This is a genomic window from Billgrantia zhangzhouensis (assembly GCF_021404465.1).
Classification (GTDB): domain Bacteria; phylum Pseudomonadota; class Gammaproteobacteria; order Pseudomonadales; family Halomonadaceae; genus Halomonas; species Halomonas zhangzhouensis.
Map to the genome: position 1 here is coordinate 106893 of NZ_JABFTT010000006.1, position 11791 is coordinate 118683.

Genomic DNA, 11791 nt, shown 5'->3' on the forward strand with positions numbered 1-11791 from the left:
TGGATCATGATCCCGGAGGGAATGGCATGAGCGAAGCGCCCTGGTGGGTGGAGTCCGGTCCCGAGACCTGTCAGTTCTGCCTGCGCACCTTTCACTACGAGGCGGGCTACCACTGCATCTACTGCGACCGGCCGACCTGTCCGATCTGCGTCGAAACGCGCTTCGAGAACCGCGAGACGCTATGCCCCGAATGTCATGAAGAAGACGCCAGCCACGGGGAGGAACGCTGATGCCAGCACGAGCGATGTGGAAAGGCGTGATCCGCTTCGGCGAGGTAGAGGTACCGGTAAAGCTCTACTCCGCGGTGCAGGATCGCAGCGTGCACTTCCGCCTGCTGCACGAAAAGGATCGCTCGCCGGTCAAGCAGGCCATGGTCAACCCCGACACTGACGAGATCGTGCCTCACGCCGAGACCCGTCGCGCCTATCGCACCGACGAAGGCAGCCTGGTGATGTTCGACAAGCAGGAACTCGAAGCCCTGGAGCCAGACTCGGGTCGCGACATCGAAGTGATCCGCTTCATGCCGCCACAGGTGATCGATCATCGCTGGTACGACCGGCCCTACTACCTGGGCCCGGATGGCAGCGAGTCGCTCTACTTCGCCCTGGCCGAAGCCCTGGGAAATAGTGGTAAGGAGGGCCTGGCACGCTGGGTCATGCGCAAGAAGAGCTACGTCGGCGCACTGCGCCTGCATCGTGGCGTGCCCATGCTGATGTCGTTGCGCCACGAGGAGCAGGTGGTACCGGTAGATGCCCTGGAGCCGCCCAAGGGCAAGGCACTTGACGCCAAGGAGCTCGACATGGCGCGCCAGTTGATCGGCATGCTCGAGGCGGATTTCGACCCCGCAGAATATCACGACGAATATCGCCAGCGGGTGCTGGAGCTGATCGAAGCCAAGCGGCGCGGCAAGCGCGTCAAGGTCACGCCTATTCGTCGCCGCGAGGCTTCCGATGACCTCTCCAAGGCGCTCGAGGCCAGCCTGAAGAAGGAGCGCAAGCGTGCCTAGCCAAAGATCGAAAGCCAAGCCCAAACCGAAGCCGAAGGACAGGCGCAAGACGAAGGAGAAGGATGAATCGACCCAGGGCGAGGAGAAGAAGCGCTTCCACGCCAGCGGCCCGCGCCCGCTGTGGTCGGGCACCATCACCTTCGGCCTGGTCAGCCTGCCGGTCAACCTCTACCCGGCCAACCGCCCCAAGCCGGTATCGCTGCGCATGGTCGACAACGACGGCACGCCGCTGGCGCGGCGCTACTTCTGCGAGAAGGAAGAACGCGTGCTCGACCACGACGAGCTGATCCGCGGCTACGAGGTCGAGAAGAACGAGTTCGTAGTGGTGGAGGACCATGAACTCGAGTCGCTGGCACCGGAGAAGTCCCAGGAGATCGACCTCAAGCGCTTCGTCGGCCTCGACGAGATCGACCCGATGTATTTCGAGCGCGCCTACTTCATGACTCCCGACAAGGGCGTGACCAAGGCCTACCGCCTGCTGGCCGAGAGCATGGAGGCCACCGGACGAGCCGGTATCGCTACCTTCGTCATGCGCGGCAAGGAGTATCTGGTGGCAATCATCGCCGAGAAAGGCATCCTGCGTGCCGAGACACTGCGCTTCGCCGAAGAGCTGCGTACTCCCGATGACATCGCCCTACCCGAGTCTCCCAAGGCCGACAAGAACAGGGTGAAGGCGATGCAGCAGGCCATCGATGCACTGGTCGAGAAGGACCTCGAACGCGAGGCGCTGCAGGACCAGCAGAGTCAGCGCATCATCGCCCGCGCCCAGGAGAAACTGGCCCACGGCGAGGATGTGATCGCTCTGGGCGAGGAAGACGAGCCCGAGGTCGAGCCGGAACAGGACGGCGAAGTGATCGACCTGATGCAGATACTCAAGCAGAGCCTGGCCGAAGGTCGCCCGCCCGGCCAGGAAGCACGCGACGACGCCGGCGAGAGCCAACCGGATAAGCGCGGCAAGCCGGCGGCCAAACGCAGCAAAGCGAGGAAGCGCCCAGCAGGCAAGCACGGCACGGGCAAGAAGGCAGCCGGTCAGGGCGATGGCAAGGCCGCACCACGTGGCAAGCGCAGCGTCAAGCTGGCCGAACTGGAAAATCTCTCCCGCGAGGAACTCTACGAACGCGCCCAGCAGCTCGACCTACCCGGACGAAGCCGTATGAGCAAGGCCGAGCTGGCCAGGGCCATCAGCGCACACTGATACGAAAAAGCCGGCCCGAAGGCCGGCAGGTTCGATCTTTCAGTTGGCTGTTCCTGCCAAGTAGGGTGCTGGACAAATCAGCGGTTGGCGCGATTCTCGATGAGATCATCCACCACGCTCGGATCGGCCAGGGTGCTGGTATCACCCAAGCCATCGGTCTCGTTGGCGGCGATCTTGCGCAGGATGCGACGCATGATCTTGCCCGAGCGGGTCTTGGGCAGGCCCGGCGCCCACTGGATGACATCCGGCGAAGCGATCGGACCGATGTCCTTGCGCACCCATTGGGTCAGTTCCTTCTTTAGTTCGTCGCTGGGCTCGACGCCATCGGTCAGGGTCACGTAGATGTAGATGCCCTGGCCCTTGATGTCATGCGGGAAGCCCACCACGGCGGCCTCGGCGACGGCCTCGTGGGCCACCAGCGAGGACTCGATCTCGGCGGTGCCCATGCGATGGCCGGAGACGTTGAGCACGTCGTCGACGCGGCCGGTGATCCAGTAGTAGCCGTCCTCGTCGCGGCGACAGCCGTCGCCGGTGAAGTAGTAGCCCTTGTAGGTGGAGAAGTAGGTCTGCACGAAGCGGTCGTGATCGCCCCAGATCGAACGCGCCTGACCGGGCCAGGAGTCGGCGATCACCAGATTGCCGTCCACGGCACCCTCGAGCTCGTTGCCCTCGCTGTCGAGCAGCGCCGGCCGTACACCAAAGAACGGCAGCGTGGCCGAGCCTGGCTTGAGGTCGACGGCACCCGGCAGCGGCGCGATCATGATGCCGCCGGTTTCGGTCTGCCACCAGGTATCGACGATCGGACACTTGGAGTTGCCGATTACCCGGTAGTACCACTCCCACGCCTCGGGGTTGATCGGCTCCCCGACCGAGCCCATCACGCGCAGCGTGTCGCGCTTGCTCGAGTCCATCACGCCGTCGCCATGCGCCATCAGCGCACGAATGGCGGTCGGTGCGGTGTAGAGGATGTTGACCTTGTGCTTGTCGACGATCTCGCCCATGCGGCCGTGGGTTGGATAACTCGGCACGCCCTCGAACATCAGGGTAATGGCGCCGTTGGCCAGCGGACCGTAGACGATGTAGCTATGGCCGGTGACCCAGCCCACATCGGCGGTACACCAATAGACCTCCCCATCCTGGTAGTCGAAGATGTACTGGTGGGTCAGGCTGGCATAGACCAGGTAGCCGCCGGTGGTATGCTTGAGCCCCTTGGGAGCACCGGTGGAGCCGGAGGTGTAGAGGATGAACAGCGGATCCTCGGCGTTCATCTCCTCGGCCGGGCAGTCGGTCGCCTGCTTATCGACCAGATCGTGGTACCAGAGGTCGCGGCCTTCCTTCCATTCGATCTCGCCACCGGTGCGCTTGACCACCAGCACGTTCTCGCAAACCTCGGTACCCTTGCGGGTCAGGGCGGCGTCGACGTTGTCCTTGAGCGGCACTTGCTTGCCGCCGCGTACCGACTCGTCGGCGGTGATCACCAGCTTCGAGTCGGCGCCGATGATGCGCTGGGCCAGGGCATCGGGAGAGAAGCCGCCGAAGACCACCGAGTGCACGGCACCGATGCGGGCGCAGGCCAGCATGGCCACGGCCGCTTCGGGAATCATCGGCATGTAGAGAGTGACCACGTCGCCCTTGCGAATGCCAAGTTCCTTGAGCGCGTTGGCCAACTGGCAGGTCTTGGCATGCAGCTCGCGGTAGCTGACGTGCTTGGAGTCCTTGGGATCGTCGCCTTCCCAGATGATCGCTGTCTGGTCGCCACGTGCCGCCAGGTGCCTGTCGAGGCAGCTCACGCTGGCGTTCAGGGTGCCATCCTCGAACCAGCGAATGTCGACGTTGTGCGGATCGTAGGAGGTATGCTTGATCTTCGTCGGCACCTTGAACCATTCGATGCGCTTGGCCTGTTCGGCCCAGAAACCCTCGGGGTCGTCGACGGACTGCTTGTACAGGGCCTGATACTTCTCATGATCGATCCAGGTGTTGGCGGCGATGTCGTCGCGTACCGGATAGACTTTCTGATCGGTCATTGGCTAGCCTCTTCCAGGAGATGCACCCTCTCGGTGGATGTTACCGGCTGCCTTGTTATTGGTTGCGCCGGCATCAGATTCGCCCTTCAGCATATACCGTCGAAGCGGGCCTAACTCTTAGACCTTGGTATCAGGATTTTTTCCTTTGCAATCATGTGCTTGCAACAACACATCCATGCTCTACAAAGGGCTGATAGACCAAGGTCTGAGCACACGACAAACAGCGGTAGCGGCGTCCATTGCGCGCCAGCGAGTGACGACGTGAAGTGAAAAAGTGCTCCTGGCAGCCACAATGATAGCGATACGGCGTCGGGCTCGCGCGTCCAACATCGAAGCGATGGGTCACCCGCGGCTCGAGCCCGAACAGCCGCTCCATCACGGTACGCCACTCGCGCCCGTGGGGCCTGGCCCGGTGGCCGTCGCTCAAGTGCCGCACCAGCCAGTGGGCCATTTCGTGCGGCACCACCTCGGTGAGAAAGGCCTGGCGATTCTCACGATACAGCACCCGGTTGAAACGAAGCCCGCCGCGGCCGTAGTGAGCCTGGCCGGCGCATTTGCCGCGCAGGTCGCACCAGACCATGGGCCGGGGCAGCTCGGGATGGTAATGGCGGCACAGCTGCCAGGCTGCCTCTACCCTGTCCAACAGGGCTTGGTGAAGCGCAGCCTCGTCGAGGCTTGCCAGCCACTCGGGGCAAGGATCGGGAAGCACGGGTCGTTTCATGGGTGCTAAAATGACGTCCCGCCACGCCGCTGTCCAGCCCAGCGCGGCCACGATTCGCCTTTCCGATGACATGCGAGAGCCTGATGTCCGATACGCCCCTGCCCCACCCTCTGCTCGAGGACGAAGAACTCGAACGCCTCGACGATTTTCTCGACTCCGAACGCGTCGATCCCGATGCCCTGGACCTGATCTCGGCCCATGGCTTCCTCGTCGCCCTGGCCGTGGCGCCGCGTGAGGTAGAGCCCGCCGCCTGGGTGGCCGAACTGTTCCACGGCGAGCCGGCCTTTACCGACGATAGCGAACGCAGCGTGATCCTGGGATTGCTGGAGAAGCTGCGCGGCAACGCCATCGATACCCTGGAACAGGGCGGTCTGCCCGAGTTGCCCTTCGAGCTCACCCTGGACGGTCTGCCACCGGAGGAGACGCCCATCGGCGACTGGTGTGCCGGCTTCATGGAGGGTGTATTCCTCGACGAAGCCGCCTGGTTCGAACAGGACGAAGAGACGGTCGCCACCCTGCTGATACCGTTCATGGCGCTTTCCGGCCTGTTCGACGACGAGCCGGACATGGCCGACATGACAGCGGACACTGCGCGCCTGGAGTCGCTGGCCGGTCAACTGCCCGACCTGGTGCTGGACCTCTACCTGCACTACCGCGTACCGCCGGAGACGCCCAAGCCCATGCCGCGCAAGAAGAAGCCCGCCGGGCGCGGTCCCGGCAGGGGCAAGCGGTAGGGTCGCCAGCCAAGTGCAATAGCCCGTCACCGCAGCCGCGTCAACCAAGCGTCGAAGCTGCCGAATAACCACTCCTTGAAGCGCTGCCAGCGCGGCCGCTGCACCCAGGCTTGGTGGGTGATCTCGCGGCTGGCGGCGAAATTTCGCTCGAACAGAGCCGCCACCTCATTGGCAAAGCGGACGTCGTCCACTTCCTGGTTGGCCTCCAGGTTCCAATGCAAGCTCCAATGGTCGAAATTGCACGACCCCAGGCTCGACCACTGGTCGACCAATGAGAACTTGGCGTGGATGAAGGCCGGCTGGAACTCGAAGATCCGCACGCCAGCACGCAGCAGGCGCCGGTAGAAGCGTTGGCCGGCATAGCGTACCCAGGGGTGGTCATGGTCATGGCCGGGCAGCAGCAGGCGCACGTCGACCCCACGGCGGGCGGCCCGCGCCAGCCGCATGCGCAGGCTGAAGGTGGGCACGAAATAAGGCGTGCACAGCCAGATGCGGCGCTGGGCCGACGACACCCGCCCATAGAGCGAGTGACGAATTGCCTGGTAGCGATAGCCTTGGCCCCATACCACCCGGCCACGCATGCCGCGGCCATTCTCCTGCGGATTGCGCTCGAGCCGCAGGTGTCGAACCAGAGCTGCCGCCCCCGTGCCACGCGTCAGCGGCGAGTCCCACAGTCGCGAGAACAGCCATACCCAGTCGGCGACCACCGGCCCTTCGATGCACACCGCAACCTCATACCAGGCGTCGAGGAATTCGTCGACCACGCCGAAGCCGCCAGTGAAGGCAATGCGACCGTCGATCACCATCAGTTTGCGGTGATCCCGGGTCAGATTGCGGGTCAGCGAACGCAACCCCAGCGGATTGAACAGCCTCAGCGCCACACCAGCCTCCTCCAGGCGCCGACGGTCCTCACTGCCAAGTCCCATGGCCCCGTAGGCATCCAGCATCAAGGCAACCGTGACGCCTCGCCCCGCCGCACGGCACAGCGCATCAATCAATGCCGTCGCCAGTCGGCCCGACTGCATCAGGTAGAGTTCGATAAGGATCGAGTGGCGTGCCTCCTTGATGGCAGCAGACATCACCGGCAGAAAACACGAAGCCTCCGCCAGCAGTTCGAACCGATTGCCGTCTCGCCACACGTCATGCATGGCATGCTCCCCATTCGCTAATCCATGTGATTGACACACCATTTACTCGATCAGGAAAGCACCTGACCCAACTTGACACCATCGCTATACTGGCCCCTGGTTCGACCTCGAGGCAATCGGATGGCCCTGGCCCAGACACTGCTCACATTACTTCGTGCCCCACTGAAAGGAATGATCAAGGCTTGGGTCGAGACCCGGCTCATCGAGCCCGATCCCAGCGACCTGGATATCGATCCTGGGTTGCCCACGCTCTACGTACTGCCTCACCCAGCACTCTCCGACGCCCTGCTGCTCGATGTGCTGTGTAAACGCCATGGGCTGCCCCCAGCGCGTGGAAGCATCGACCTCAATGGTATCGAACTGCCGACCAGCGTCGCACTCCCCATCAGGCAGCGCCGGCTATGGCAGCGGGCGCGGGCGCTCGAAGCTCCCTTTCGCCAGGCGCTGGAACACTTGGCCACCCATCCCCAGGCCGATATCCAACTCATCCCGATAAGCGTGTTCTGGGGACGTGCTCCCGGCAAACGCTTCGGCTTCTGGCGCCTGCTGGCCGCCGACAGCTGGCAATTGGCCGGACGGTTACGCCGGGCGTTATCGGTACTGGTCAACGGCAAGAGCGTCGAAGTCCACTTCGGCGCCCCGCTACGCCTGCGCGACCTGCTCGACGAGCGTGGCCCCGCCGTGGCCAACCGTAAGAGCGCACGGCTGCTGCGTATCCACTTCCGGCGCATGCGTACGCGCGTGCTCGGCCCCGACCTTTCCCACCGCCGCACCCTGATAGAGGGCGTGGCGGCCAGCCCCGAGGTGCGCCGGGTGATCGGCGAACTCGCACCTGCCGAAAAGCGCTCGCCAGAGCGTTTACAGCGGCGTGCTTTGCGCTACGGTCGCGAAATCGCCTCGAACATGACCTACCCGGTACTGCGCTTCATGGACGGCTTGCTGCGCCGGCTGTGGAACCGGCTGTACGACGGTGTCGAGGTACACGGCCTCGAACGAGTCAAGGCATTGGCCGGCGACCATACGCTGGTCTACGTACCCTGCCATCGCAGCCATATCGACTATCTGCTGCTCTCCTACGTGCTTTATCGCGACGGCCTGATGCCGCCGCACATTGCCGCCGGACGCAACCTCGACATGCCGCTGATCGGTCCGCTGCTGCGCCGCGGCGGTGCGTTCTTCATGCGCCGCAGCTTCCGCGACAAGCCGCTCTATGCGGCGGTCTTCAACGAGTACCTGCACCGGCTACTGGAACGCGGCCATCCGCTGGAGTATTTCATCGAAGGCGGACGCTCACGCAGCGGACGCATGCTCGCCCCCCGCCCCGGCATGCTGTCGATGACGCTGCGTTCGTTTTACCGCAGCGCCGGCAGCGGCAACCCGACCCGGCTGGCTTTCATCCCGGTCTATATCGGTTACGAACGTATCATCGAGAACGCCAGCTATCAGCGCGAAATGCGCGGCGGCAAGAAGCGCAAGGAGACACCTTGGGCGCTGCTGCGGGTCGTCGGTCAGCTGCGTCAGCCCTTCGGCAAGGTCGCCGTCAATGTCGGCGAGCCGTTGCTGCTGGGTCCTTATCTCGATGCCGGCACGCCAGGCTGGCGTGACGACATCGCCCAGGCGAAGCCGGCCTGGCTCAGCCAGGCCGTGCCCCGGGTCGGCGACGAGCTGTCCCGGCGAATCAATGCCGCCGCAGCGCTCAACCCGGTCAACCTGGTGGCACTGGTACTACTGGCCACGCCCCACCATGCCATCGAGGCCAGCCTGATGTCGCGTCAGTTGGCACTGCTGGCGGCTCTGCAGCGCCACTGTCCGGGAGGCGAGCACATCAGCCTGCCCCAGGACGAACCCGAGCAATGGATCGATCATGTCGTCGCCCTGGGCATGATCGAGCGCCGGCCGCATCCGCTCGGCGGCATTCTCACGGCAACGGCGGAGCAAGCCAGCCTGCTGGTGTGGTATCGCAACAACGTACTGCATCTCTTCGCCCTGGCCGGCCTCGCCGCCTTCGCCTTTCGCCATGTTCCGCGTCACGATCACGATACGTTGCTGGCCCGGCTCGCCCCGCCCTGGCCGATTCTGGCGCGTGAACTGTTCCTCGAACCGAGCAACCTGTCCCAAGCCCTGCCCAAGATGCTCGACGCGCTATGCGCGGAAGGGTTGCTCGAACGCCGGGAGAGCGGCTGGCAGCGTGCCGAGGCGCTGGAAGCCGGCGAGCAACTGCACCTATTGGGACGCCTGATGCAACCTTCGCTGGAACGCGGCTACCTGCTGCTGGCCATCTTGCTCGACCAGGCGCCCGGCAAGCTGGGACGCGAAGCCCTGGCCGAGCGCAGCCAGCAACTGGCCGAGCGACTGGCGCTGCTCTCCGGGCGCGACGCACCGGAGTTCTTCGATCGCAAGCTGTTCGCCAGCCTGATCGAGAGCCTGGAAACCGAAGGCTGGATCTGGGAGGAGGACGGGCTGCTGCGGTACGACGAACGGCTGCGCCGCGCCGCGCAGCAAACCGGCGAGTTGTTCGATCCGGCGCTGCGGCACAGGCTCCAGCTCGTCAGCCACGGGTAGATTCGGCCTACCCCCGGCATCCCTCGCCCCAGGTGGTGAAGTGAGACCGGTGAACGGATCGGAGCAGCACGGCATCAGGCCTTGAGCGAGCGGTGAACGTAGAGGTCGTAGCGGCTGGTCTTGCCTTCGATGACGTGCTGTGGCGCCGGGCCCGCGATGGGTGGCGCCTTGCGCGGGCGCTTGACCACCACGCGGTGGGTGGCCACATCCAGCGCCGCCTCGAGCAGGCGCGGCGCATCGGCATCGTCGCCAGCGAGTTCGCGGAACAGGCGCATCTCCTTCTTCACCAGCGCCGACTTCTCGCGGTGGGGAAACATGGGGTCGAGGTGAATCACCTGGGGCGCCACCGTGCTGGCAGTGACCAGCGCGGCGAGATCGCGAATGGCATCGCCATGTGCTAGGTGCATGCGGGCGACGATCGCCGACGCCTCGGGGTCCCGGGCGGCGCGCGCCAAGCCATCCTCCAACAGGGCATGGATCGCCGCCACGCGTTCGATCAGCAGCACCTCGGCGCCGAGGCTCGCCAGCACGAAGGCGTCGCGCCCCAGGCCGGCGGTGGCGTCTATCACGCTAGGCGTGATGCCTGAAGCAAGGCCGCAGGCACGGGCGATGAGCTGGCCGCGGCCACCGCCGAAGCGGCGCCGATGGGCCGCCCGCCCTTCGGCGAAGTCCACCCTTAGCGGTTTGCCGTAGAGGGCCGGATCACCGGCCAGCACCAGGGCGTCACCTTCGCGGCGCAACGTCAGCCCGCCACTTTCTGACTCAGTGTCTCGCAGCCGGTCGCGACGGTTCATTTGCCCTTCTGCCACGCCACCTGGTCGCGCAGATAGATCGGCTGGCTCTCATGGGCGGCAGGGCGAGCACCCTGCGCATAGTCTCGGGCGGCCAGCAAGACCATCTCCTCGGCCGCCGGTTCCGACTCGGCGTCGTGCCGACCGAGGCGTGCCTGTACCTCAGCCGGTATCGCCTCCCACAGCGACCAGCCGGAGCCGATGGCGTACCAGCCATCGTCCTCACCCAGAGGCGGCAGCCTCAGGTGTTCGGGCGGCATCACGGCCTCCGCGAGCAGCGCCTCTATCGCACCGTCACGACAGCGCCAGGCAGCGACGTAAATCTCGCCCATGCGTGCGTCCATGGCAGTGACGACGTGCTCGACGCCATGACGCCGATGCGCGGCCAGGGCCAATGCCTCGAGCGTCGACACGCCGAGTAGCGGGAGACCCAAACCATAAGCCAGCCCTTGGGCCGTACCGGCAGCGATACGTAACCCGGTGAAGGATCCGGGGCCACGCCCGTAGGCGATGCCATCCAGCTCGGCGGCGGTCACACCAGCCTCGGCCAGGACTTCATCGATCATCGGCAGCAGCCGGCGGGTATGCTCACGGGGCGTCAGGGCAAAGCGGGAAACGAGTCGCTCCCCGGCATCGTCACGCTGCAGCAGGGCGGCGGAACAGGCGCTGGAGGAGGCATCGAGGGCCAGCAGGATCGGCATAGGGAATATCGCGTCAGAGCATGGGCAGACCATTATACGCCGCCGCGCAGTGCGGGACGATGGCCCGTAACGACGATGGCGCATAACGACAGTGGCCCGCCGAGGCGGGCCACTGCAGAAGAGAGCTGGTGGCAAACGTTAGCCGTCCAGCGCCTCGGTTACCTTGCGCGTGATCTCGTCGACGCTGCCGATGCCTTCCACACGGTGATAGGCAGGCGCAACGTCAGGCTCCTCCTGGGCCCACTGCTGGTAGTAGTCGACCAGCGGAGCGGTCTGTTCGTGGTAGACCGCCAGGCGGTTGCGCACGGTGGATTCGCGGTCGTCGTCACGCTGGATCAGTGCCTCGCCGGTGAGGTCGTCCTTGCCTTCTTCCTTGGGCGGATTGTACTCGACGTGGTAGACACGACCGGAGCTTGGATGCACCCGGCGCCCCGCCAATCGCTTGACGATTTCTTCATCCGCCACGGCAATCTCGAGTACGTGGTCGATCTTGACCCCGGCCTCCTTCATGGCATCGGCCTGGGGGATGGTGCGCGGAAAACCATCGAACAGGAAGCCGTTCTCGCAGTCGGATTGTGCGATGCGCTCCTTGACCAGTGAGATGATCAGGTCGTCGGACACCAAACCACCGTTGGTCATGATCTCCTTGACCTTCAGGCCCAGTTCGCTGCCCTCCTTGACGGCAGCACGCAGCATGTCGCCGGTGGAAATCTGCGGGATGTTATAGCGTTCGCAGATGAACTGGGCCTGGGTGCCCTTGCCGGCACCCGGGGCACCCAACAGGATCAAACGCATCTAGCTGCTCCTTGAGAGAGTGAAAATTCTTGTGCGTAAACGGAATGTCATGAACGATAACCGCGGCGGAGGCACCAGACAACCGCTCGCTGCCGGACGAGCTCTGCTTGTATG

General features: G+C 64.6%; 11 protein-coding genes. 5 read left to right on the forward strand and 6 right to left on the reverse strand.

The window, feature by feature from the left end; genetic code table 11:
• The first annotated feature begins 26 nt into the window (after positions 1-26).
• The 3 genes from HOP51_RS09400 to ku (HOP51_RS09410) are packed head-to-tail and all read left to right on the forward strand — an operon-like array spanning position 27 to position 2201.
• Positions 27-230, forward strand: coding sequence for a hypothetical protein (locus HOP51_RS09400; protein ID WP_234273655.1), 204 nt, complete (start codon positions 27-29; stop codon positions 228-230).
• Complete coding sequence (gene ku, locus HOP51_RS09405) at positions 230-1006, forward strand: non-homologous end joining protein Ku (protein ID WP_234273656.1); 777 nt, start codon at positions 230-232, stop codon at positions 1004-1006. The genes HOP51_RS09400 and ku (HOP51_RS09405) overlap by 1 nt, the downstream gene beginning before the upstream one ends.
• Positions 999-2201 (forward strand): non-homologous end joining protein Ku, encoded by a 1203-nt coding sequence (gene ku / locus HOP51_RS09410; protein WP_234273657.1) that lies wholly within the window; start codon positions 999-1001, stop codon positions 2199-2201. Before ku (HOP51_RS09405) ends, ku (HOP51_RS09410) begins: the two co-directional genes overlap by 8 nt.
• 77 nt (positions 2202-2278) lie before the next feature.
• Here ku (HOP51_RS09410) and acs read toward each other — a convergent pair whose 3' ends face one another.
• Together acs and HOP51_RS09420 are read right to left on the reverse strand one after the other, a co-directional pair.
• Positions 2279-4225 (reverse strand): acetate--CoA ligase, encoded by a 1947-nt coding sequence (gene acs, locus HOP51_RS09415; RefSeq protein WP_234273658.1) that lies wholly within the window; start codon positions 4223-4225, stop codon positions 2279-2281.
• A gap of 151 nt (positions 4226-4376) precedes the next feature.
• Positions 4377-4946, reverse strand: coding sequence for a SprT family zinc-dependent metalloprotease (locus HOP51_RS09420; RefSeq protein ID WP_234273659.1), 570 nt, complete (start codon positions 4944-4946; stop codon positions 4377-4379).
• 83 nt (positions 4947-5029) lie between these two features.
• Here HOP51_RS09420 and HOP51_RS09425 point away from each other — a divergent pair, with 83 nt between their 5' ends.
• Entirely contained in the window at positions 5030-5680 is a 651-nt protein-coding gene (locus HOP51_RS09425) for a YecA/YgfB family protein (RefSeq protein WP_234273660.1), read from the forward strand.
• Between the two features lie 26 nt (positions 5681-5706).
• On the opposite strand, the gene HOP51_RS09430 is transcribed toward HOP51_RS09425, so the two are convergent.
• A complete protein-coding gene (locus HOP51_RS09430) occupies positions 5707-6828 on the reverse strand; it encodes a phospholipase D-like domain-containing protein (RefSeq protein WP_234273661.1) in 1122 nt (373 codons plus the stop codon).
• Between the two features lie 120 nt (positions 6829-6948).
• Here HOP51_RS09430 and plsB point away from each other — a divergent pair, with 120 nt between their 5' ends.
• Positions 6949-9390: a glycerol-3-phosphate 1-O-acyltransferase PlsB gene (gene plsB / locus HOP51_RS09435; protein ID WP_267957676.1), complete on the forward strand. Its 2442-nt coding sequence runs from the start codon at positions 6949-6951 to the stop codon at positions 9388-9390.
• 74 nt (positions 9391-9464) lie between these two features.
• Here the strand turns inward: plsB and HOP51_RS09440 are convergent, their stop codons facing one another.
• The 3 genes from HOP51_RS09440 to adk form a co-directional block, all read right to left on the reverse strand.
• The gene (locus tag HOP51_RS09440; protein WP_234273663.1) at positions 9465-10184 is read right to left on the reverse strand and encodes a class I SAM-dependent methyltransferase; all 720 of its coding nucleotides are present in this window, start codon (positions 10182-10184) and stop codon (positions 9465-9467) included.
• Positions 10181-10882, reverse strand: a complete 702-nt coding sequence (tsaB, locus tag HOP51_RS09445; RefSeq protein WP_234273664.1) for a tRNA (adenosine(37)-N6)-threonylcarbamoyltransferase complex dimerization subunit type 1 TsaB — start codon at positions 10880-10882, stop codon at positions 10181-10183. Before tsaB ends, HOP51_RS09440 begins: the two co-directional genes overlap by 4 nt.
• Positions 10883-11020: 138 nt before the next feature.
• Complete coding sequence (gene adk, locus HOP51_RS09450; RefSeq protein ID WP_234273665.1) at positions 11021-11677, reverse strand: adenylate kinase; 657 nt, start codon at positions 11675-11677, stop codon at positions 11021-11023.
• Positions 11678-11791: the final 114 nt, after the last annotated feature.